Raw genomic sequence first — 21,070 nt, 5'->3', positions numbered from 1 at the left:
GTCACATGTCGAATCACACCTACCGCGTGACCGAGATCGTGGGCACCTCCCACGAAGGCACCGACCAGGCGATCCGCAACGGAATCGACCGGGCCCGGCAGACCCTGCGCAACCTCGACTGGTTCGAGGTCACACAGGTCCGCGGGCACATCGAGAACGGCCAGATCGCGCACTTCCAGGTCGGCCTGAAGGTCGGTTTCCGCCTGGACGACGAGGACTGACGCACCCGCAGGCGCGCGCCGGGGCCGGACCGCCTCAGGTCCGGCCCTCACGCTCCTGCGCGTCCTTGAGCTCCTCGGAGGCCGCCGCCCAGTCGGCGACCACCACCCGGAACCCGGCCGCCCGGGCGGCCTCGCACACCAGCTCGTCGTCGTCGACCAGCATGCGCACCTCCCGCCCGCGCGAGATCCGCCGCAGCACCTCCAGCTTGGTGGTCCGGGCGGGCCGCCGGTCGTGATTGGCGCGCATCCACACCCGGCCTTCCGGCAGGCCGTTGGCGGCCAGCCAGGCCAGGGTGTCGGGACGGCAGCGCTCCGGCCGGCCGGTCAGGTACACGACCTCGCACTCGGCGCCGCTCTCGACCGCCATCCGCACCCCGCGCGCCAGCGGCGGATCCTTCGGGGCCGCGCCGAAGAACCCGTCCCAGTCGCGGGGCTTGCGCTCCAGGAAGTGCTGCCGGTGTGCGGTGTCCGCGAGGGTGCCGTCGAGATCGAACACGGCCAGCGGCCGCTTGCTGTCGTCGCTCATGCCCGCCAGCGTAGGCGCCGCCCCGGCGTGCGGCGGAGTCACCGCCCGGGCCGGCTCACCGCACCGCCCGCGTCAGTCCCTGACCGGCCGCTCCGCGGGACAGGACCGCCGCCGAGACCCGCTCGTCGACCGCCGCGTACTCCGCCCGCTTGCCCGCCGGCTGCGCCTCGCAGGACGTGCACACCACGCGGAACGGCGGCCCCATGTCCGAGTACTGGGTGAGGTATTCGGCCTTCACCACCTCCCAGCGGCCCGGGTGCGCCGCGGAGGGCGCGAAGGTGAACCTCGGGATGGAGGACTCGTTGCCGCGCTTCTTGTCGGCGGGCACGAAGCTGGCGACCTGGTCGCCCATCCCGTAGACCACCCAGGTGCCGTTGACCTTCTCGTACGGCTGCGGGACGTGGTTGTGCGTGCCGATGACCAGGTCGATGTCCGGGAGTCCGCCGGTGCGGGAGGCCGTCAGCGCCTGCGCCAGTTCGCGCTGCTGGGCGTCCGGGGCGGTCTGCCACTCGGTTCCCCAGTGGACGCTGAGGAGCACCACCTGCGCCCCCGCCCGCCGGGCCGCGCGGGCATCGGCGATGATCTTCTTCTCGTCGATGAGGTTCACGGACCACGGCTTGCCGTCGGGCAGCGGGATGCCGTTCGTCCCGTACGTGTAGGACAGTTGGGCCACCTTGGCGCCGCCCGCCCGGTACCAGGCGGGGGCCTTGGCCTCCTCGGCGCTGCGGGCCGAGCCCACGTGCGCCAGCCCCGCCGCGTCCAGCCCGTCGAGGGTGCGGGCGAGCCCCTCGTACCCGGCGTCGAGGGTGTGGTTCGAGGCCGTGGAGCAGCCCTCGTACCCCGTGTCCTTGAGCGAGGCGGCGAGCTGGCGGGGCGCCTTGAACAGCGGGTAGCCCGTGTAGGGCCCGCCGGCCTCGCCGTAGGGTATCTCGTGGTGGCATATCGCGAGGTCGGCGGCGGAGACGACGGGCTTGACGCCCTCCAGTATCCGGCGGAAGTCGTGGCTCTCGCCGCCGGCGCCGGAGTCGCTCGCGGCCCGCGCGATGATCGAGGGGTACGGGATGATGTCGCCGGTGGCCACGAGGGTGAACGGCCTGCCCTGCGGAGCCGGGGCGGTCTTCTTCGCCTGGCCGCCCGCGTGCAGCCGCTGCCTGCCGTCCGGGGCGGAGTCCGGCGCCCCGGATATCAGCCACGCGCCGGCGGCCGCGAGGGCGAGCGCGGTGACCGTGGCGGCGGCTGCGATCGCGCCGCGCCGCCGCCCGGACGCCTGCTGCCCGGACTCCCGCTGCCCGGGCACGTGCTGCCCGGACTGCCGGTCGTCCTGCTGGGGATCCTGACCGCCGTGCCCCATGCAACTGCCTCCCGCTCCCCGGCCCACCGTGGTGATTGCGTACGTACGTTCGGTGAGAGGGAATTACTGTCGCACGGGTTGCCTCACGGGGCCCGGCAATGACGCGGGAACCGGACCCTCAGGGCCGATGGGCCACGTTCAGCTCGGCCACCGACGTCCACGGATTGCCTCCGACCTCCGCCGTCGCCTTCAGGCGCACGTAGCGGGCGGCGCGGGGGGCGAACGCCACCTCCTGCTGTGCGGTGGTGTCGGGGAAGGTCCCGGAGGCAGCGGGCACCGACCAGGTGACCCCGTCGGCCGAGGTGTACACCTCGTAGGCGGCGATGCGGCCGTTGCTCTGGTTCTGCCGGGGCAGGCAGAGCAGCTTCGAGACGTTGTACGCGGCGCCCAGGTCGAGGGTGATCTCGTGGGGCATCGGCGCCGCGGGCGCGGACCACCGGGTGTGCCAGATCGTCGCGGCGTCCCCATCGAGCACGTTGACGGCGCGTCCGTCCTCGTGGGTGGTCTCCTCGCTGTCCACCGCCTCCACGGAGATCCGGTCCTGCGGGACGAGCGCCTCGCCGCTGCCGCCGTCGCCCAGGTCGTCCACGACGAGGTCGTCGAGGATCAGGTCGGCCTCGTCGTGCGAGCCCTCGCCGGTCACCTTGCGCACGCCGATCCACGCGTCGGCTCCGGCCGTGAACGTACTGGTGAACGTGGTCGGCGTACGGGCCTGGCCGAGGGCCGCGGAGCTCTCGGCGCTGCCCGACCCGGTGACGAACCGGTAGTCGTCGCCGAATCCGGCCTCGTAGCGGAACTGCACCCGGTACGTACGGCCCTGGGTGAAGCGCAGGGTCTGCGGCAGGGTCCGGTAGACCAGGCCCTGGCGTTCCTCGTGGGACTTCAGGGAGTTGCCGCCGCCGATCACGTCGTCGACGAGCTTGCCGTTCCAACCTGCCTGTGTGTACGGGGCGTTGCGCTGGGCGACATGGGTGCGCGGGTCGGTGGCCGCGCCGCCCGCGCCGCCGAAGACGAACGGCCCCCAGCCCGCGTCGGGGTTCTCGAAGTCCTCCGCGTACCAGTGGCCGCCGGAGGGGGTGCGGGCGGAGGCGACGACGCGGACGTCGTCGAAGTACACGGTGCCCGGCGCGGCCGCGGCGGACAGTTCGAGCACGGCGCCCGACCCCCCGGCCGGGACGTCGAAGAGCACCTTCATCCGCTGCATCTTCGTGCCGTTCTTCTCGCTTCCGCCGAGGGTGTTCGTCAGCGGCGAGGAATCCGCGTGCACGGCCGCGGGGGCACCGCCCGCGGGGGTCACGGTGAGGGTCGCGCGGCGGCCGGCGGGGGTGGAGACCCATACGGAGGCCGCGTAGGTGCCGGGGGCCAGGCCGGTCATGGTCTGGGAGACCCGGGGCGCGGCGCCGGCCGCGGCCGTGAGCTCGTGCTGTCCCTGCGCGTTGCGGGCCACGGCCGCGCCGGTACCGGTCACGGTCCACGCGGCCAGGTTGCCCGCGTAGAAGCCGGGGTCGCGGAGCGGGGTGCCCTCGCCCCACCTCGGGTCGGGCTGGGCGGGTGCGGCGCCGTCGGTGACGACGTACGCCGTCCCGGCGGCGGCGTTGATGCCGACCCGGCCGCCGCTGACGGCGAGGTCGGAGACGAACTGGCGGCCGGTGTCGGTGAGCCGGTACAGCTTCGGGGCGCTCCAGCCGGGCGGGAGGGTCCAGGTGGTGGTGCCGCCGGCGGTGTTCCAGTGGTGGAGCTTGCCGTCGCGGGGCAGCAGGTACGCGCCGCCGTCGAGGACCGTGCGGCCGCCGGTGGTGATCCTGCGGCCGTTGCCGGACTTGGTGACGGTGGTGCCGTTGGCCAGGGTGACGGTGTCCGCGGTCCACTTCACGACCGGCGACTCCTGGAGGTACTTGGTCGGCAGGTTGACGGCGAACGTCGTCCTGAGGAAGGCGGTGAAGTCCCGCTTCCCCTGCCAGCCCTCGTAGGCGGTCACCTCGGCGCCGCCGAGGAGGGGGTGGCGGGCGATCCAGTCGTCCTTGGCATGGTTGGCGACGAACCGGGCGATGGTCGAGTTGATGCCCTTGTGGTCGCTGCCGCCGTAGTCGACGTCCGCCGCCCAGTGGTGCCACAGGGACTGGTCGGTGAGGGAGTCCGGGAACTCCGTGGCGACCTGGAGGCCCAGGCCGGTGATCTCGCGGGTGAGGCGGCGGGAGACGTACCCGTCGCCGTACCAGACGTCGACGTAGAGGAAGTCGAGGTCCGGGGCGGCCGTCTTGAGGTCCTGGAGCCTCCTGAGGCGGGCGCCGGACTGGCCGTCCTTGCGGGTGTCGACGTAGTACGACTGGTCGAGCCAGTCCCAGCCCAGCCCGCCGGTCTGCCCGGACGGGTCGAACGTCGCCGACACCGGGTACTCCTCGGTGGCGTTGACGTGCACGCCGAAGTCGGCGTTGTAGGCGTGGCCGGCGGTGGTGAGGGCGCGCAGGCCGGCGGCGCCGCCCAGCTTGGCTCCGATGTTCTTGTAGTCCATGTGCGCCGAGTCGTGGCCCTCGGAGGCGTAGCCCTTGAGGAGGACGAACTGGCCGAGGCCGTCGGTGGCCCGGGAGACCCGCTTGGTCTCGTCGAGGGTCTGGGCGAAGGGGTGCGTGGCCTGCGAGGCGAAGTTGAAGGGGATCCGCTGGACGACGCGGTCGGCGGTGTGCTGCCAGCCGGCGGGCGGGGACCAGATGTCCCGGTAGGCGACGGCGGCGTCCTGCCAGTCCACGACGGCGTCGGCATTGCGGTCGCCGGTGATGGCGACGCGCGCGTACGGGAGCGGTTCCGTGTCGGTGTCGGCGGCGCCCTCGGCGCGGTGGACCCAGCCGCCGCTCCACAGGCCCGCCCTGCGGTGGGAGCCCCTGTCGACGACCTGTTTGACGATGCGCCCGTTCTCGCGGGCGGTGCCGCCGGAGGGCTTGTCGGCGTAGGAGTTGGAGTCGACGGCGGCGGCCAGCTTCCCGGTGTTGAGGAGGCCGAGCATCACGGTGGTCGCTGCGGGGTCGACGGGGGTGGAGCCGGTGACGGGCGTGAAGGTGTCGCCGGTACCGGTGGTGGCGGTGTGCATCCTCGCGGTCGCCAGGGCGGCGCCCGGCCGGCTGCTGCGGACGCTCACCAGGTTGTGGTCCGGCACGGACAGGCTGCGCACCCGCAGGCCCGGGGTGTCCTCGATGCCGGTGACCTTGAACTCCAGGACGGATCCCGCGACCGCGAGGCGGGCGCGGACCGTGACGCCGGAGAAGGCCATCGCGTAGTCGACCCGGTCGGCGGCGACGGTGGAGGTGACGGCGGGGGTGTACGTGGTGCCGTTGACCACGATCCGGCTCAGCGGGTCCTCGTTGCCGTCCAGCACCTCGCCGGTGGCCCGCTGGGTGTAGTCGATGACCCGCGGGAAGCCGGCGTCCACGCGTACGGACAGGTCCGCCGAGCTGATGGTCACGGGGGTGGCTGCGGTGCCGGAGGCGGCGGCGGGTGCGCAGACGAGCAGCGGGGCCGTGAGACCGGCCGCGGCTGCCGCTGCGGCCCAATGGGGGGTTCGCATCGGTTCTCCCTCGAGTTCATGGGCACTCGTTGGCGAGCCAGCTTGGCGCGCGGCGGGAAGCCAGGCCCATGGACAAAACCGCGGGCGGTCATGGACTTCTCGGCCCCGCGGCGGGCCCGGCCGCGGCGTGTCTCGCGGCGTACGGGCGCGTACGGGCGGGTACGGGCGTACCGCAGGCGCGGTACGCGCGGCGGTCGCGTACGCCTCAGGGAGGGGCGGCGGCTCACCCTGAGGGCCGCCGCACGGGACACGGCCGCCCCTTTAGTGTTCGGGCATGCAGATCAGACTGCCCGGGCGCCGTGCGCGCCTGCTCGCGGGCGCGACCGCCCTCGTCCTGGCCGCCGGCGCCGGCACCTGGGCCGCCGCCGGTCCCGGCGGCGGCCCGGAGGTGCACCGGGAGGACCGGGTGCTGCGCATGCCGGGCGCCGCGATCGACACCTCGTACTTCACGGCGGGCGGGTCCGGCAAACGGCCCGCGGTGCTGCTCGGCCACGGCTTCGGCGGCAGCAAGGAGGACGTACGGCCCCAGGCGGAGCGGCTGGCGCGCGACGGGTACGCCGTCCTCACCTGGTCCGCGCGCGGGTTCGGCGCGTCGGGCGGCCGGATCGGGCTGAACGACCCGGAGTACGAGGTCAAGGACGTCTCCCGGCTCGTGGACTGGCTCGCGGCACGCTCCGAGGTGCGGCTCGACGCGGCCGGCGACCCGCGGGTGGGGGTCGCGGGGGCTTCGTACGGCGGCGCGGTCGCGCTGCTCGCGGCGGGACACGACCGGCGGGTGGACGCGATCGCCCCGCAGATCACCTACTGGAACCTCGCCGACTCGCTCTTCCCCGGCGGCGTCTTCAAGAAGCTGTGGGCGGGGGTGTTCTTCACCACCGGCTCGACCGCGGGCGGCGCGGTGGGGGGCCTGGCGCCCGGCACGGCTCCCGGCACGGGGCAGGATCCCGGTGCCGACCGGGCCTCCGGCGCGCCTGCCTCCTCCGCCCCCGGCCCCGTCGGCTCCGCTGACGGCTGCGGCCGGTTCCGGCCCGAGCTGTGCGCGATGTACGAGCGGGTGGCCGTCGCCGGCCGGCCCGACCCGGCCGCGCGCGAGCTGCTGGAGCGGCGCAGCCCGTCCGCGGTCGGCGACCGCATCCGCGTGCCCGCCCTGTTCGTGCAGGGCCAGGCCGACTCGCTCTTCCCGCTGGACCAGGCCGACGCGGCGGCCCGGGCCATCGCCGCGAACGGCGCGCCGGTCGCCGTGGACTGGGCGGCGGGCGGCCACGACGGCGGCATGCGCGAGGGCGGCCGGGTCGAGGACCGGGTGGCGGCCTGGTTCGACCGGTACCTCAAGGGCGACACGGGTGCGGACACCGGGCCGGTGTTCCGGGTCTCGCGCACCGGCGGCATCGACTCGACCGACGGCCAGGTGCAGCTGCGCGGCGCGAGCGGCGCCGGCTACCCGGGCCTGGCGGGCGAGCGGCGGCAGGACGTCGCGCTGACGGGCCGCGCACAGACGTTCCGCAACCCGGCCGGGGGCGCGCCGCCCGCGCTGTCCTCGCTGCCGGGGATCGGCGGGCAGTTCGCGGCCTTCGGCACCGGGCTGTCGCTGGACTTCCCCGGGCAGCACGCCCGGTTCGACTCGGCGCCCGTCGGCACGGACGTACGGATCACGGGCGCGCCGACCGTACGGGTCAAGGTCACCTCGACGGCTGCGGACGGCTCGGCGGTGCTGTTCGGCAAGGTGTACGACGTGGGGCCGGACGGACGGCAGCAGCTGCTGCCGAGCCAGCTGGTGTCGCCGGTGCGGGTCACCGGCGCGCAGGGCGGGCGCAGCGTCGAGCTGGCCCTGCCCGCCATCGACCACGCCGTCGAGGCGGGGCACCGGCTGCGGCTGGTGCTCGCCGCCACCGACCTCGGCTTCGCGACCCCGGCGGCGCCCGCCGCGTACACGGTGGCCGTGGAGGGCCCGCTGCGCGTGCCGGTCGCGCCCCGGGTGACGGCCGGGGCGGCCGGGCTGCCGTGGTGGACCTGGGGGCTGCCGCTGGGTGCCGTCGCGGTGGGTGCGGTGCTGCTGGCAGGTGCCCGGCGCCGGACGGCGGCAGCCGCGCCGGACCCCGCGCTGGCGGACGTGCCGCTGGAGATCACCGGGCTGGCGAAGCGGTACGCGAAGTCGGCCGACCGGTACGCCGTGCGCGACCTGTCGTTCCGGGTCGGGAAGGGACAGGTGCTGGGCCTGCTCGGGCCGAACGGCGCGGGGAAGACCACGACGCTGCGCATGCTGATGGGGCTGATCCGCCCGGACAGCGGGGAGATCCGGGTGTTCGGGCACGCGATCCGGCCCGGGGCGCCCGTGCTGTCGCGGGTCGGCGCGTTCGTCGAGGGTGCGGGCTTCCTGCCGCACCTGTCGGGGCGGGCCAACCTGGAGCTGTACTGGCGCTCCACCGGGCGGCCCGCCGGGGACGCGCACCTGGACGAGGCGCTGGAGATCGCAGGGCTGGGCGACGCGCTGGAGCGTGCGGTGCGGACGTACTCGCAGGGCATGCGGCAGCGGCTCGCCATCGCGCAGGCCATGCTGGGGCTGCCGGACCTGCTGATCCTCGACGAGCCGACGAACGGTCTCGACCCGCCGCAGATCCGGGAGATGCGGGACGTGATGATCCGGTACGCGGCTGCGGGCCGGACGGTCATCGTCTCGAGCCACCTGCTGTCGGAGGTCGAGCAGACCTGCACGCACCTGGTGGTCATGGACCGCGGGCGGCTGGTGCAGGCCGGCCCGGTGGCCGAGATCACCGGGGGTGGCGACACGCTGCTGGTGACGTTCGAGGGGCCCCTCGGCGAGGAGGCCGCCGGGAAGGTGGCTGCGCTGGAAGGCGTGGGGTCCGTGGCCGCGGCCGAGGACGGGCTGCTGGTCCGTCTGGAGGGCGCGACGGCCGCGGAGCTGATCGCCGAACTCGTACGCCTGGACCTGCCCGTGACCGGTGCCGGACCGCACCGGCGCCTGGAGGACGCGTTCCTCACTCTGATCGGAGGCACCACGTGACCGTGCAGTGTGAAGTGGCACGTGAGACTGCGCCCGGTTACCGGGCGCGGCGCACCCTGCCGTTGCGCGTCGAGGCGCTGCGGCAGTGGCGCAGGCGGCGGACGCTGGTGATGGGCGGGATCCTGGCCGCCCTGCCGTTCGTGCTGATCGTGGCGTTCGCGGTGGGCGGCGGGCCGGAGGACGACCGGGGCACCGGCGGCCGGATCTCCCTGATCGACACGGCGACGGTCTCGGGCGCGAACTTCGCCGCGACCTGTCTGTTCGTCTCGGCGGGCTTCCTGCTGGTGGTGCCGGTCGCGCTGTTCTGCGGCGACACGGTCGCCTCGGAGGCGAGCTGGTCCTCGCTGCGCTACCTGCTCGCCTCGCCGGTGCCCAGGGCCCGGCTGCTGTGGAGCAAGCTGGTGGTCGCGCTCGGGTTCAGCCTGGCGGCGCTGGTGCTGCTGCCGGTGGTCGCGCTGGCGGCGGGGACCGTCGCCTACGGCTGGGGCCCGCTCCAGCTGCCGACCGGGGGCTCCCTGCCGGCCGCCGACGCGCTGCCGAGGCTCGCGGTCGCCGTCGGCTTCGTCTTCGTCTCCCAGCTGGTCACGGCGGGGCTGGCGTTCTGGCTCTCGACGCGTACGGACGCCCCGCTCGGCGCGGTCGGCGGGGCGGTCGGCCTGACGATCGTGGGCAACGTGCTCGACGCGGTGACCGCGCTCGGTTCGTGGCGCGAGTTCCTGCCCGCGCACTGGCAGTTCGCCTGGGCGGACGCGCTCCAGCCGCAGCTGGAGTGGGCCGGGATGATCAAGGGCTCGGCGGTGTCGGTGGCGTACGCGCTGGTGCTCTTCGCCCTCGCCTTCCGCGGTTTCGCCCGCAAGGACATCGTGTCGTGACGGTCCGGGACACCGCCTCCTGACGGGCGGAATCCGCGGCGCGCGGGCGACTTACGGCCGGAGGCGGACGCGGGGCTCGGCGGGGGCCTCTTCGAGCTCGAGCACCCACAGTTCGTTGGGGCCCTCCCGCAGCACCGGCCCCGGGACGAAGAGCCGGTCCTGCGGGCCCGCCGACCAGTAGCGGCCGAGGTTGAAGCCGTTGACCCAGACGAAACCACGGGTCCAGCCGGGCAGTTCGAGGGCCGCGTCGCCGGGTCCGGTCAGTTCGAGGGTGCCCCGGTAGAGGCCGGGGGCCCCGGGCCGCGCGGCGGGGCCGGACGGCAGGGACCGGACCCGGTCGGCGTCGTCGAAGGCGTCGAGGCGCAGGCCCCGGGCGCTCACCCCGTGCACGTACTGCCGCTCGTGGCGGATGCCGCCCGTGATGCCCTTCGGCTCGCCCAGCCGGGGGCCGTAGTTGACCCGCCCCAGCGACTCCACCCACAGGTCGACCTCCGCCGGGCCGGGCACCGGCTCGGGCAGCGCCCCCTCGTCCTCGGTCAGGATCGCGGCCCGCACCCCGTCCACGTACACGACGGCCCGGTCGCGCAGCCCGTGCACCGCGAGCGGGTAGGGCTGCCGCGGGCCCGGCAGGGTGGCGCGGTAGCGCACCAGGCCCCGGTCCACGCCGAGTTCCTCGAAGGTGGGCGGTGCGCCGGAGGTCCGTTCGGGGCCGCCGAGCGCGGTGAGGACCCGGTCCAGGGAGGTCCACGCGGCCGGCTCCGCCGCCGCGGGGGCGGCCAGGGCGGGCGGCGCGGGCGGGATCTGCGGCAGCGGCTGCACGGCGTACTCCGCGAGCACCTCGCGGAAGGCGTGGAACTTGGCCGTGGGACGGCCCTGTTCGTCGATCGGCGCGTCGTAGTCGTAGGAGGTGACGTCGGGCCGGAGCGGCCCGTCGTGCAGTGCGCCGCCCCGGTTGGCTCCGGCCCAGCCGCCGAAGCTGGTGCCGCCGTGGGCCATGTACAGGTTGACGGAGGCGCCGGCCTCGAGGATCTCGCGCAGGACGGCGGCGGCGTCCGCCGCGTCGCGTCCGGCGTGCCCGGCGCCCCAGTGGTCGAACCAGCCGCACCAGAACTCCATGCACATCAGCGGGCCCTTGGGCCGGTGGCGGCGCAGGGTCTCGAACGCCTCGCCCGCCCGGGAGCCGAAGTTGGCGGTGGCGAGGACTCCGGGCAGGGAGCCGCCGGTGAGCATGTGGTCCTCGGGCCCGTCCGAGGTGAACAGCGGTACGGTCACCCCGCCGGTGCGCAGGGTGTCGGCGAGGTGGCGCAGGTAGTGCCGGTCGGAGCCGTAGGACCCGTATTCGTTCTCCACCTGCACCATGAGGACCGGGCCGCCGCCGGGGGCGTCGCACTGGTGGGGCACGATCTGCGGGAGGAGCTCGGCGAACCACGCGTCGACGTACCGCAGGAACTCCGGATCGCGGGTGCGGATGCGCGGGCCGAGCGGCCCGGTCACCCAGTGCGGCAGGCCGCCGTTCTCCCACTCGGCGCAGATGTACGGGCCGGGCCGGACGACCGCCCACAGGCCCGCCTCGTGCACGGCCCGCAGGAAGCGGCCGACGGCGGCCACGTCGCGGAGGGTGTGCGGGGCGGGCTGATGGAGGTTCCAGGGGACGTACGTCTCCACGCAGTTCAGCCCCATGGCGCGCATCGTCGCCAGCCGGTGGCGCCAGTGCTCCTCGTGGACCCGGAAGTAGTGCAGGGCGCCGGAGAGCAGTCGCACGGGCGTGCCGTCCAGTTCGAAATGGTCTTCGCCTACGCGGAATTCGCTCACGCCCGCCACCTTCGCCCCCTGGCGGCCCGCGGGTCCATGGACAAAGATCGGCTCTGCTTGGACACAGGGACGGGGGGCGCGGGCGGATGTACCACACCTGGATGCGGTACTTCACGCCCGGACCGGTCCACCACCGGCTCGGCCTGGTGTGTCTCGGGGTGGGCCTGCAGTACGGCGTGCTGCCGCCGGTCGGGCCCCGCACCCTGGACCACCACGTGGCGGTGGTGGTGTCGGCGGGCGGGGGCTGGTTCCGGGCCCCGGACGGCAGCCGGCTGCGGGTCACCGCTCCGGCCCTGATCTGGCTGGTCCCGGGCACGGAGCACGAGTACGGCGCCGATCCGGTGACCGGTTGGGACGAGTGCTTCGTCGACTTCACGGGGCCGGCGGCGGCGACGTACACCGAGCTCGGCTACGTCGAACCCCGGCGCCCGGTGGTGCCGCTGGGCGACGCCGGGGGCGCGCGGGCGGTGGTCGCCCGGATCGCGCGGGCCGCGCACCGCGGCAATCCGCTGCTGGAGGTGGAGACGGCCGCCGCCGTCCACGAGCTGCTGGTGGTACTGCGACGGGCGCGCGCCGACACCGCCCCCGACGGCCATCCGGTGCTCCGGGCCCTGGCCCGGGACGCGTTCCTGCCGCTGTCGGTGGCGGAGCACGCGGCGCGGCACCGGATGACGCCGGCCGAGCTGCGGGCGGCGGTCCGGCGCGGTTCGGGCTGCAGCCCGAAGGACTACCTGCTGGGCATCCGGCTCGGCCGGGCGAAGGAGCTGCTGGCGGCGACGGAGCTGCCGGTCGCGGCGGTGGCGCGCCGGGTGGGCTACCAGGACCCGGCGTACTTCTCCCGCCTGTTCACCCGCCGGGTGGGCGTGGCCCCGGTGCGCTTCCGAGAGCAGCAGGGCCGGGCGGTGCCGGGCGGGTGGTCCCGGCAGATCCCGGACCCGTCCCGTCCGCCGATGCTGCGACCGGCGGAGCCGGGCGGTCCGGCGGCCTGAGCCGCGGCAGGTCGCGGGGGCCGGGGTCGGGGTAGCCAGGTCGCGGGCGCGGGGGCGGCAGGTCCCAGGCGTCGAGGTGGGTCCGGGATTCGGGGGTCAGGAGGGCCCGGGCGTCTCCCGGGCGGCCCCGCGCGTGCTCCCCGGCTCCTGCCGGGCCCAGGCCAGGACGGCCGGCGCGGCTTCGTGCAGGGTGGCGAAGTGACGGTGCGACCCCGCGGGCGGTACGGGGCTGTTGACCGACCAGACCGTCATGCCGGCGCGCAGCCCCGACTCGATGCCGGACGGCGCGTCCTCGATCACGAGGCAGTCCTGCGGCGCCACGCCCAAGACGGCGGCGGCGTGGAGGTAGGGGACCGGCGAGGGCTTGCCCTCCGGGACGGCCTCGGCGTCCACGACCAGTGCGGGGTCGGGCAGTCCGGTCCGGGTGAAGCGGCCGCGGACCCGGTGTTCGTAGTTCGAGGTGACGAGGGCCCAGCGGGGTGCGGACCCGGCGCCGAGGGATCCGAGGGCGCCGAGCGCACCGAGGAGCTCCGCCGCGCCCGCGAAGGACGCGTAGCTGCCGGTGCGGACGTCCTCGTCCTCCAGGGCGTGCAGGGCGGCCAGGCAGGCGTGCGGGTCCCGGTCCGGCGCGACGTGGGCGAAGGTCTCCAGCGGCCGGGTGCGCAGTGCGACCGCGTGCACGCCCGCGGGGTCGAGCCCGTGCTGCCGGGCCCAGTCGTGCCAGACCCGCCGCTGGTTGTCCACCGCGTCGATCAGGGTGCCGTCGACGTCGAACAGCACGCGTCTCCCGTTCATGATCCGATCATCTCACCGGGGAACCGCGGGGTTGGCCGCGGGGTCCAAGGGGCAACAGCGTTGGGATGAAGGGGGATCCATGCGGTCCGTACGACTCTCCTGCGCGGCCGGAATCACGGCCGTGCTCCTGCTCGGAACCGCGGCCTGCGGCGGGCCCCTCGGCGGAGGCGGCGAAGACGACGGGGACGGCACGGCCCGGATGCGGGAGGTGGCCCGGGCCTGGGAGGGCTCGGCGGCCGCCCGGACCTGGCGCGAGGGGTACTTCCCGCTGGCGGACCCGGTCCGCCTCCCGTCCGACGCCTTCCGCAGCAGCGAGGACAAACTCGCCTACGGGCGCGGGGACTTCGCCGCCACCATCGCCCTGCCGGAGCCGGGCACCGGGGGCCGGACCGTCCGGTGGGCGGACGGCACCACGCTCGCCGCGGACCCGGTCCCGGCCCGGCAGGCGTACGACCTGCTGGACCACGGCCCCTCGCCGGACGGGCCGCGCTCCCTCACGGTCACCGCGGTCCGGCCCGGCGCGCTGGAGGTGGCCACCAGCCGTGGCCCCGCCCAGGTGCCGGCGTGGTTCTTCACCCTGCGCGGGTACACCGCCCCCCTGACGTACCTCGCGGTCGCGCCCACCGCGCTCCCCGCGCCGCCGCTGAAGTCCGCCGGGGTCGGGGGGAACGGCCTGATGCCGCTGATGTCGCTCGACGCCGTCTCGCCGGACGGCCGTACCCTCAGCCTCACGGCGGGACACGGCGCCTGCGACCGGGGACCGGGCGTCGAGGTGCTGGAAGGCGCCGAGACGGTGGTGCTGCGCGGGTACGTCGTGGGCGCCTCGGACGGACCGTGCACGAGCCAGCTGCTGTCCGCCCCGGTCAAGGTGACGCTGCAACGCCCGCTGGGTGAGCGGGTTCCGCTCGACGCACACGGCGGCGGACCCCTGACGGCACGCCCGGGACCCGGTCCGGGAGCGAGCTGACCTGCCGCTTCGCGGGGGCCGTCGGCGGGGAGCACGGCCGGCCCGGCCGGCCGTGTACGAGAATGGGCCGGGGAGGCTTCCACGAAGAAAGCAGACACACATGGCACGGATGGACCTGCGGCCGCATCAGCGGGAGGCCGTCGATGCCGTGGTGCGCGAGCTGGAGCTGCCCGCGGGAACACCGGGTTCCGGGCGCGGCCTCCGCACGCAGGTGATCATGGCGACGGGCTCCGGCAAGACGCTGGTGGCCGCGCGGTCCGCCGAGGAGCTGCGGGCACGGCGGGTGCTGGTGCTCGTACCGTCGCTCGACCTGCTCACGCAGTCGGCGGCGGCCTGGCGGGCGGCGGGGCGGCACGGGCCGCTGCTGGGGGTGTCCTCGCTGCGCGAGGCCGACGCCGGCTTCCCGAACACGACGGACGCCGGGGAACTGGCCGCGTGGTGCCGGCGTCCGGAGCGGTTCACGGTGTTCGCCACGTACGCCTCGCTCGGCCTCGGCACGATCGAGCGCGCCCACCGGGCGGGGCTGGCGCCGTGGGACCTGATCGTCGTGGACGAGGCGCACCGTACGTCGGGACGGATCGGCAAGGCCTGGGCGGTGGTGCACGACGACGCGCGCATCCCGGCGGCCCGGCGGCTGTACATGACGGCCACGCCCCGGCTGTGGCAGGGGGCCGAGGAGGGCGGTGCCGCGGGGAGCGGCGGCCCGGGCGGCGGCGGGGCCGGTCCCGGCGGCGGGGCCGCGGGCCGGGCGGCCGGCGAGGGCGAGCTCGTCGCCTCGATGGAGGACGACCCGGAGGGTCCCTTCGGCCGGGTCTGCCACCGGCTGACCCTGTCGCAGGCCATCGACCGCGGGATCGTCGCGCCGTACCAGGTGGTGTGCGTGGACGTGACCGACGCGGGCTTCCAGGCGGCGCTGCTGCTGGGGGCGGACGCGCGGTCCGACGCGGTGCGCGGGGCCCGGCTGGCGGCCCTCCAGACGGCCGCGGTGAAGGCCGCGGCCGAGGAGGGGCTGCGCCGCACGCTGGTCTTCCACCACCTGACGAAGGAGGCCGAGGCCTTCGCGGCGGGACTGCCGGAGGTGGCCCGGCGGCTGCACCGCACCGACCGGGCGCGGTACCCGCGCGAGGTGTGGGCGGACTGGCTGTGCGGAGAGCACCGGCCGCTGCACCGGCGGCAGGTGCTGGAGGAGTTCGCGGCCGTCGGGAGGGGCTTCCTCAGCTCGGTGCGGGTGCTCGGCGAGGGCGTGGACACGCGGGCCTGCGATTCGGTGTTCTGGGCCGACCTGCGCGGCTCGATGCCGGACCTGGTGCAGGCCGTGGGGCGGGCGCTGCGGATCCGGCCCGGCGAGGGCAAGGTGGCGTCGCTGGTGGTGCCCGTGCTGCTCGGGCCGGGCGAGAGCCCGGACGCGATGCTGACCTCGCGGGCGTACGGCGATCTGGCGCGGCTGCTGGAGGCGCTGCGGGCGCACGACGCGCGGGTGGTGGAGGCGCTGGCCCAGCCGCAGGCTCCGGGCGCGTACCAGCCGACGGGCCGGGGCAAGGGCGCGGGCGCGCCGGGTCTCAGTGCCCCGGCGCAGCAGCTGCTGAAGTTCTCCGAGCCGCGGGACCCAGCGATGCTGGCGGCCTTCATCAGCCTGCGGATCCTCAGCCCCGAAAGCACGCACTGGAAGCGCGGCTTGACGGCGGCGGGGACTTACGCGCGTCTGGAAGGCGATCTGCGGGTGCCGTTCGGCTTCCGCGCGGGTACGGCGGACGAGGGCTGGCCGGCGCCGCTGAGCGGGTTCCCGCTGGGCCAGTGGATCGCGGACGCACGGCGCGCGCACAAGCGCGGGCAGCTGTCGGCCGAGCGGATCGCGCAGCTGGACGCGCTGGGCATGGTCTGGTCGCACTTCGACGTGGCCTTCGAGGACGGTCTGGCGGCGGCCCGCGGCTGGGCGGCCGAGCACGGGCACCTGCTCGCGCCGGCGGACGCCACCTGGAACGGCTACCCGCTCGGCGTGTGGCTCAAGAACAGCCGGGCCGCGGCCCGGCGGAGCCCCGGGGAGCCGGGGGCGCTGTCCGACGAACGGCGGGAGGCACTGGAGGAGATCGACCCGGCGTGGTGCCCGGGGTGGCCGATCTCCTGGCAGCGCCGGTTCCGGCTGGTGCGGCTGCAGTACGAGTCGAGCGGGCGGGTCCCGCACCGGCCGGGCGAGTGCATGGTCCAGGGCGAGGACCTCGGCGGGTGGGTGCAGTCGCAGCGGCTCGGCTGGGACCGGCTCGCCATGGCCCAGCGGTGGCTGCTGGAGCACGCCCTCGGGCTCGCCCCGGCGACTGCCGCGGAGCGGCCCCGGCCGCGGGTGGCCCACCCGGACAAGTGGGCGGCGAACCTCGCCGCAGCCCGGCAGTTCCGGGAGCGGGAGGGCCACTTGCAGGTGCCGCGCACCCATGTGGAGACCGTCGCCGGTACGGCCTACCGGCTGGGCGCGTGGATCTCCAACGCCCGCAGCAGGGCGGCCCGCCTGTCGCCGGAACGCGTCGCGGACCTGGAGGCGCTCGACATGCGCTGGTCCGATGCGCCGGTTCCCCACCGGTCCTGACCGCTCCTCCGGGCCTGCGGGGCCGCTGCGGCGGGCGGGGGCCGAGGTGGTCAGCGGCCGCCGGAGACGCGCAGGACGGCGCCCGTGGTGTACGAGGCGTCCGGCGAGAGGAGCCAGCCGATCGCCGCGGCCACCTCGGCGGCTGCGCCGGGGCGGCCGAGGGGGATGGCGGCGGCGGCCTTGGCGGGGCGGTCCGGGTCTCCCATCGCCGCGTGCATGCCGGTCTCGATGATGCCGGGGGCGACCGCGTTGACCCGGATGCCGTCCGGGCCGAGTTCCTTGGCGAGGCCGACGGTGAGGGCGTCCGTGGCGGCCTTGGTCGCGGCGTAGTGGACGTAGTCGCCGGGACTGCCGAGGGTGGCTGCGGCCGAGCTCACGTTCACGATGGCGCCGGAGCCGTGTGCCGCCATGTCGCGGGCTGCCCTGCGGCAACACAGCAGGCAACCGAGGAGGTTGACGTCGAGCACGCGGCGCAGGTCCTCGGTACGGGCGTCGGCGAGCCGGCCGAGCGGGCCGGTCACACCGGCGTTGTTGACCAGTCCGGTCACCGGCCCCAGTTCGGCCGCGGCGGTGTCGAAGAGCCGGTCGACATCGGCCTCGTGTGACATGTCACCGCGTACGGTCACACATCGCACTCCGGCCGCACGTACGGCCCGCGCCGTCTCCTCGGCCGCAGTGCGGTCGTGTGCGTATCCGATCGCGAGGTCGTGCCCGGCGGCGGCGAGCCGCAGGCTGGTGGCGGCTCCGATGCCCCGGCTGCCGCCCGTGACGATGGTGATCACGCTGTCTTTCCTCCTCCACCGCTCCCGCCCGTCACGGGTCAGGACGCCAGGGGGAGTCCGTCCGCGAGGCGGAACGCCCCCTGCTCACGCCGGACATAGCCCTCGTGGGTGAGGGTACGCAGCAGGTGGTACGTGGTGGGCAGCGGGATGCCGGTGAGGCGGGAGAGCCGCTTGGCGGTGGTCGCGCCCTCGGCGTGCATCGCCTCCACCAGGCGCAATGCCCTCTGTACTGAACCGATGAGCGTGGGGCAGGTGTCCTTCGTGGTGGGGTCGGTGTCCATCAGTACTCCCCCTGATCGTGAACGAGACAGACCTGGCACGCCGGTTGGACCGGGCCTCATATGCCATCAAAGTCCCCATCGGGCGCTCAGACCAGCTGACTCGCGTAACCCCGACCCTAAGATCATCTAATGCTTGGCGCCCGGAAACGGAAGCTACCGGACACGTCCGGAGGGTTCGAGCCGGAGTGCGTACCGCATCCCGGGGCGGCCGTCGACCGTGACCGTACCGGTGGGCAGGAACCCGCTCCTGCGCAGCACGGCGTCGGATGCCGGGTTGTCCGCGGTCGTCACGGCGGTCAGCTCCGTGAGCCCGTACACCTCGGCGGCGAGCCGGCCGGCCTCGCGCACGGCGGCCTTCGCCAGTCCCCGGCCGGCGGCCGACTGCGCTATGCGGTAGCCCAGTTCGGCCGACCCGTCCTCCATGTCGACCAGGTTGACGCGCCCCAGCACCGGGCCGGTCCCGTCCGCCCCTCCGATCACGACGTGGAACCGGCACGTGCCCTCGTCCTGTTCGGCGAGCAGTGCCCGGTGCCGCTCCTCGAACTCGGCGAAGTAGGCGTCCCCGCGGTCCGGTACGGAGGCGGCGAAGTAGTCGCGGTTCTCGCGCTCGAAGGCGAGGACGGCGGGGGCGTGCTCTGCCGTCAGCCGCCGCAGCACCCAGTCCGCGCTCACCCCGCCCCTCCCAGCAGCCGGTCCACCATCGCGTCGACGAGTTCGTCCGTCGGGTGGGGCTCCAGGATACCGGGGGCCGTCAGGTCGTCGACGATCAGACCGAGCATCGCGAGGTAGAGCAGGACCACTCCGGTACGGTCGCCGGGCAGGCCGTTGCCGAGGTGGAAGGAGATGTTGTCCTCCAGCTCCGCGGCGAGGAACCGCGTGAGCTCGGCGTGGAGTTCGGGCCGGCGCGTGGCCTCCAGCCGCAGTTCGAGCATCGCGATGTGGACGCTGCGCTCGCGCCGCATCCGCTCGATGAGGGCGCGCAGCAGGGTGGCCGTGTCGAGCGGGCCGACGAGTTCGGCGGCGTCGGGCACCAGGCGTTCGCGGGTGCGGTGGAGGACCTGGGCCAGCATCTGGGCCCGGTTGGCGAAGTAGTTGGAGGCCGTGCCCGCGGGCACCCCGGCCTCTGCGTCGACGGCCCGCAGGGTCAGCCCGCGGGAGCCCTCGCGGGCGAGCACCTCGATCGCCCCGTCGAGGAGCGCGGCCCGGCGGGCCGGATTGTGGCGCATGGACGACCTCTCGTGCGGCGGGGGACGGCCGGCGGACGACTGGTGCCACTGCAATTGCAGTGGCACCGTGCACGGTAGCCCATCCTCCGTCACCCCGCCCCTCCCCAGGGCCCGTCACGCGTGACACGCTGCCCGGCATGGAGAGGATCATCGCCGAGCTGGGCGAGGAGCTGGCCGTGCGGATCGCCGACACGGCGGACCGGCTGACGGCGCAGACGCTGGCCGACGACCCGGCGTACGCCGCGCTGCTCACGCACCACGAGCTGCGCCGGCGCATCCACCGCAACCTGCGCCAGGCCCTGGAGGGCATGGTCCAGAGCGCGCGCGGCCTGCCCGTCGAGCTCGCCGACGCGTCGGCGACCGGCACCCTGCGCGCCGAACAGGGCCTGCCGCTCGCCTCCCTGCTGCACACCTACCGGCGCGGCGGCCGGATGCTGTGGCAGACGCTGACCGACGCCGTGACCGCCCACGACAGCGCCGCGCTCCCCCGGCTGCTGCCCGCCGCCGCGGTGCTGTGGGACGTACTGGAGCAGATGACGGACGCGGTCGCCGAGGCGTACCGGCACACCGAGGCCGCGCGCAGCGCCCGCGACCAGGAGCGCCGGCACGCCCTGCTCGACGCGCTCCTCGACGGCACGGGCACCGCGACCGGGCTGGTCTCGGAGGCGGCCGCGCAGCTGGGGCTGGCCGAGCGCGGACGGTTCGCGGTGATCGTGCTGCGCTCCGAAGACGACGGCCCGCCGGTGCCCGCCCCGGTGCCCGCTGAGGGCTGCGGTCCCCGGGTGCTGTGGCGGATGCGGGCCGATGCCGAAGTGGGGCTGGTCGACCTGGGCGGGTACGGGCCGGATTCCGTACGGGACCTCCTCGCGCGGGCCGGGGCCCGCGCCGGGGTGAGTCCGGTGGTCGGCTCCCCCACCGAGCTGGCGCGGGCCCGCTGGCTCGCCGAGCTGGCCCTGCGCACGCTGGGCCCGGGCAGCGGGCCGGCTGCCCCGGGCGCCCCGCGCACGGCGTTCCTCGACGAGCGGCTGCCGGCCGCGCTGGTGGCCGCCCAGGGGGACCTGGCGCGGCGGCTGCGGACGGTCGTGCTCGGTCCGGTGCTCGCGCTCCAGCCCGAGGACTGCCGGGTCCTGCTGACGACCCTGGGCACCTGGCTGGCCGCGCAGGGTTCGTCGACCGCCGCGGCCCGGCGGCTGTTCTGCCACCGCAACACGGTCTCCAACCGGCTGCGGCGGCTGGAGCAGCTCACCGGCCGCTCACTCGCGGACCCCGCGCACGTGGTGGAGCTCTCGCTCGCCCACGCGGCGGTCGTCCTGCTGGCGCCCGAAGGGCGGATGGTTGACTAGGCCCATGAGTGAGCTGTTCATCAAGATCTGCGGGCTGAAGACCGAGCGGGACGTGGACACGGCCGTGGAGGCCGGCGCGGACGCCGTCGGCTTCGTCTTCGCCGCCAGCCCCCGCCTGGTCGACGCCGCCACCGCGCGCCGACTGGCCGCGCGGGTCCCGGAGAACGTGCTGACCGTCGGGGTGTTCCGCGGGCAGTCCCTGGCGGAGGTGCGTGCGCTCACCGAGGAGAGCGGCGTACGGGGAGTACAGCTCCACGGCGACGAGGGGCCGGAGTACTACGCCGCCCTGCGGCAGGAGGGCCGGACCCTGCTGCGGGCGACCGCCACCGCCGGGGAGCCGCTGCGCTGCGGGGAGTTCGGCGAGGACCTGCTGCTGATCGACGCGCCCGACCCCGGTTCCGGCAAGCCGTGGAACTGGGCCTCCACCGACTTCACCGCCCCCGAGGGCCGCTGGCTCCTCGCGGGCGGGCTGACCGTGGACAGCGTCGGCCGGGCCGTCCGTACCGTCTCGCCGTGGGGCGTGGACGTGTCCAGCGGTGTCGAGAGCACGCGGGGATTCAAGGACCCCGAACTGATCAAGGCCTTCATCACGGCGGCCCGCGCGGCCCGCTGACGGCCGTACGCGCACCGCCTGCGCCGCTCGCCCACAGCGAACGGCCTGCGCCGGGAACGGGGCCCAGGTTGGGGGCTGAAAGGGGCTGCCAGGGTACACGCCGTCCCCCCCCCCCGTATAATCCCGTTGCTCG

At 75.1% G+C, this 21,070-nt stretch carries 17 protein-coding genes; 8 read left to right on the top strand and 9 right to left on the bottom strand.

The genetic code is table 11. The annotated features are described in order from the left end of the window. The first annotated feature begins 5 nt into the window (after positions 1 to 5). A complete protein-coding gene (locus ACZ7H1_RS10160) occupies positions 6 to 221 on the top strand; it encodes a dodecin (RefSeq protein WP_470785337.1) in 216 nt (71 codons plus the stop codon). Between the two features lie 34 nt (positions 222 to 255). Here ACZ7H1_RS10160 and ACZ7H1_RS10155 read toward each other — a convergent pair whose 3' ends face one another. The 3 genes from ACZ7H1_RS10155 to ACZ7H1_RS10145 form a co-directional block, all read right to left on the bottom strand. Beyond that, on the bottom strand, positions 256 to 747 hold the full coding sequence (locus tag ACZ7H1_RS10155; protein ID WP_470785335.1) for a phosphatase domain-containing protein: 492 nt from the start codon (positions 745 to 747) through the stop codon (positions 256 to 258). Positions 748 to 802: 55 nt separating this feature from the next. Continuing rightward, positions 803 to 2,098, bottom strand: a complete 1,296-nt coding sequence (locus tag ACZ7H1_RS10150) for a CapA family protein (RefSeq protein ID WP_470785334.1) — start codon at positions 2,096 to 2,098, stop codon at positions 803 to 805. Between the two features lie 118 nt (positions 2,099 to 2,216). Then, entirely contained in the window at positions 2,217 to 5,657 is a 3,441-nt protein-coding gene (locus tag ACZ7H1_RS10145) for an endo-alpha-N-acetylgalactosaminidase family protein (RefSeq protein ID WP_470785332.1), read from the bottom strand. A 274-nt stretch (positions 5,658 to 5,931) separates the two neighbouring features. On the opposite strand from ACZ7H1_RS10145, the gene ACZ7H1_RS10140 reads away from it, so the two are divergent. Both ACZ7H1_RS10140 and ACZ7H1_RS10135 read left to right on the top strand, forming a co-directional pair. Continuing rightward, a complete protein-coding gene (locus ACZ7H1_RS10140) occupies positions 5,932 to 8,679 on the top strand; it encodes an alpha/beta fold hydrolase (RefSeq protein ID WP_470785331.1) in 2,748 nt (915 codons plus the stop codon). Positions 8,680 to 8,693: 14 nt separating this feature from the next. Then, positions 8,694 to 9,551 (top strand): ABC transporter permease, encoded by an 858-nt coding sequence (locus ACZ7H1_RS10135; protein WP_470785329.1) that lies wholly within the window; start codon positions 8,694 to 8,696, stop codon positions 9,549 to 9,551. Between the two features lie 51 nt (positions 9,552 to 9,602). Here the strand turns inward: ACZ7H1_RS10135 and ACZ7H1_RS10130 are convergent, their stop codons facing one another. After that, the gene (locus ACZ7H1_RS10130; protein WP_470785327.1) at positions 9,603 to 11,363 is read right to left on the bottom strand and encodes a glycoside hydrolase family 35 protein; all 1,761 of its coding nucleotides are present in this window, start codon (positions 11,361 to 11,363) and stop codon (positions 9,603 to 9,605) included. Between the two features lie 86 nt (positions 11,364 to 11,449). Between ACZ7H1_RS10130 and ACZ7H1_RS10125 the strand changes: the two genes are divergently transcribed. Beyond that, positions 11,450 to 12,352: a helix-turn-helix domain-containing protein gene (locus ACZ7H1_RS10125; protein WP_470785326.1), complete on the top strand. Its 903-nt coding sequence runs from the start codon at positions 11,450 to 11,452 to the stop codon at positions 12,350 to 12,352. A 96-nt stretch (positions 12,353 to 12,448) separates the two neighbouring features. Here the strand turns inward: ACZ7H1_RS10125 and ACZ7H1_RS10120 are convergent, their stop codons facing one another. Beyond that, complete coding sequence (locus tag ACZ7H1_RS10120) at positions 12,449 to 13,147, bottom strand: HAD family hydrolase (RefSeq protein ID WP_470785324.1); 699 nt, start codon at positions 13,145 to 13,147, stop codon at positions 12,449 to 12,451. A gap of 79 nt (positions 13,148 to 13,226) precedes the next feature. Here ACZ7H1_RS10120 and ACZ7H1_RS10115 point away from each other — a divergent pair, with 79 nt between their 5' ends. Both ACZ7H1_RS10115 and ACZ7H1_RS10110 read left to right on the top strand, forming a co-directional pair. Continuing rightward, positions 13,227 to 14,114: a hypothetical protein gene (locus tag ACZ7H1_RS10115; protein ID WP_470785323.1), complete on the top strand. Its 888-nt coding sequence runs from the start codon at positions 13,227 to 13,229 to the stop codon at positions 14,112 to 14,114. Between the two features lie 100 nt (positions 14,115 to 14,214). Next, positions 14,215 to 16,692 (top strand): helicase associated domain-containing protein, encoded by a 2,478-nt coding sequence (locus ACZ7H1_RS10110; RefSeq protein ID WP_470785321.1) that lies wholly within the window; start codon positions 14,215 to 14,217, stop codon positions 16,690 to 16,692. Positions 16,693 to 16,742: 50 nt separating this feature from the next. Here ACZ7H1_RS10110 and ACZ7H1_RS10105 read toward each other — a convergent pair whose 3' ends face one another. The 4 genes from ACZ7H1_RS10105 to ACZ7H1_RS10090 form a co-directional block, all read right to left on the bottom strand. Beyond that, positions 16,743 to 17,474: an SDR family oxidoreductase gene (locus ACZ7H1_RS10105; RefSeq protein WP_470785320.1), complete on the bottom strand. Its 732-nt coding sequence runs from the start codon at positions 17,472 to 17,474 to the stop codon at positions 16,743 to 16,745. 38 nt (positions 17,475 to 17,512) lie between these two features. After that, positions 17,513 to 17,755, bottom strand: coding sequence for a helix-turn-helix domain-containing protein (locus ACZ7H1_RS10100; protein ID WP_470785319.1), 243 nt, complete (start codon positions 17,753 to 17,755; stop codon positions 17,513 to 17,515). Between the two features lie 153 nt (positions 17,756 to 17,908). Further along, complete coding sequence (locus ACZ7H1_RS10095) at positions 17,909 to 18,427, bottom strand: GNAT family N-acetyltransferase (protein WP_470785318.1); 519 nt, start codon at positions 18,425 to 18,427, stop codon at positions 17,909 to 17,911. Beyond that, positions 18,424 to 18,981, bottom strand: coding sequence for a TetR/AcrR family transcriptional regulator (locus ACZ7H1_RS10090; RefSeq protein ID WP_470785316.1), 558 nt, complete (start codon positions 18,979 to 18,981; stop codon positions 18,424 to 18,426). The genes ACZ7H1_RS10095 and ACZ7H1_RS10090 overlap by 4 nt, the downstream gene beginning before the upstream one ends. A gap of 137 nt (positions 18,982 to 19,118) precedes the next feature. Here ACZ7H1_RS10090 and ACZ7H1_RS10085 point away from each other — a divergent pair, with 137 nt between their 5' ends. Together ACZ7H1_RS10085 and ACZ7H1_RS10080 are read left to right on the top strand one after the other, a co-directional pair. Next, positions 19,119 to 20,324, top strand: a complete 1,206-nt coding sequence (locus ACZ7H1_RS10085; protein ID WP_470785314.1) for a PucR family transcriptional regulator — start codon at positions 19,119 to 19,121, stop codon at positions 20,322 to 20,324. Between the two features lie 4 nt (positions 20,325 to 20,328). Beyond that, positions 20,329 to 20,937 carry a phosphoribosylanthranilate isomerase gene (locus tag ACZ7H1_RS10080; protein WP_470785313.1) on the top strand — a complete coding sequence of 203 codons (609 nt, stop codon included), beginning with the start codon at positions 20,329 to 20,331 and terminating at the stop codon, positions 20,935 to 20,937. Positions 20,938 to 21,070 lie beyond the last annotated feature (133 nt).

Source organism: Streptomyces sp. NPDC037401, from assembly GCF_055602345.1.
This window is presented reverse-complemented; position numbering and strand designations above follow the sequence as displayed.

Excerpts from the sequence above, each read along its gene's own strand:
- ACZ7H1_RS10160 (WP_470785337.1), top strand. The coding sequence starts at position 6 with ATGTCGAATCACACCTACCGCGTGACCGAGATCGTGGGCACCTCCCAC.
- ACZ7H1_RS10155 (WP_470785335.1), bottom strand. The coding sequence starts at position 747 with ATGAGCGACGACAGCAAGCGGCCGCTGGCCGTGTTCGATCTCGACGGC.
- ACZ7H1_RS10150 (WP_470785334.1), bottom strand. The coding sequence starts at position 2,098 with ATGGGGCACGGCGGTCAGGATCCCCAGCAGGACGACCGGCAGTCCGGG.
- ACZ7H1_RS10145 (WP_470785332.1), bottom strand. The coding sequence starts at position 5,657 with ATGCGAACCCCCCATTGGGCCGCAGCGGCAGCCGCGGCCGGTCTCACG.
- ACZ7H1_RS10140 (WP_470785331.1), top strand. The coding sequence starts at position 5,932 with ATGCAGATCAGACTGCCCGGGCGCCGTGCGCGCCTGCTCGCGGGCGCG.
- ACZ7H1_RS10125 (WP_470785326.1), top strand. The coding sequence starts at position 11,450 with ATGTACCACACCTGGATGCGGTACTTCACGCCCGGACCGGTCCACCAC.
- ACZ7H1_RS10120 (WP_470785324.1), bottom strand. The coding sequence starts at position 13,147 with ATGAACGGGAGACGCGTGCTGTTCGACGTCGACGGCACCCTGATCGAC.
- ACZ7H1_RS10115 (WP_470785323.1), top strand. The coding sequence starts at position 13,227 with ATGCGGTCCGTACGACTCTCCTGCGCGGCCGGAATCACGGCCGTGCTC.
- ACZ7H1_RS10110 (WP_470785321.1), top strand. The coding sequence starts at position 14,215 with ATGGCACGGATGGACCTGCGGCCGCATCAGCGGGAGGCCGTCGATGCC.
- ACZ7H1_RS10100 (WP_470785319.1), bottom strand. The coding sequence starts at position 17,755 with ATGGACACCGACCCCACCACGAAGGACACCTGCCCCACGCTCATCGGT.
- ACZ7H1_RS10090 (WP_470785316.1), bottom strand. The coding sequence starts at position 18,981 with ATGCGCCACAATCCGGCCCGCCGGGCCGCGCTCCTCGACGGGGCGATC.
- ACZ7H1_RS10085 (WP_470785314.1), top strand. The coding sequence starts at position 19,119 with ATGGAGAGGATCATCGCCGAGCTGGGCGAGGAGCTGGCCGTGCGGATC.
- ACZ7H1_RS10080 (WP_470785313.1), top strand. The coding sequence starts at position 20,329 with ATGAGTGAGCTGTTCATCAAGATCTGCGGGCTGAAGACCGAGCGGGAC.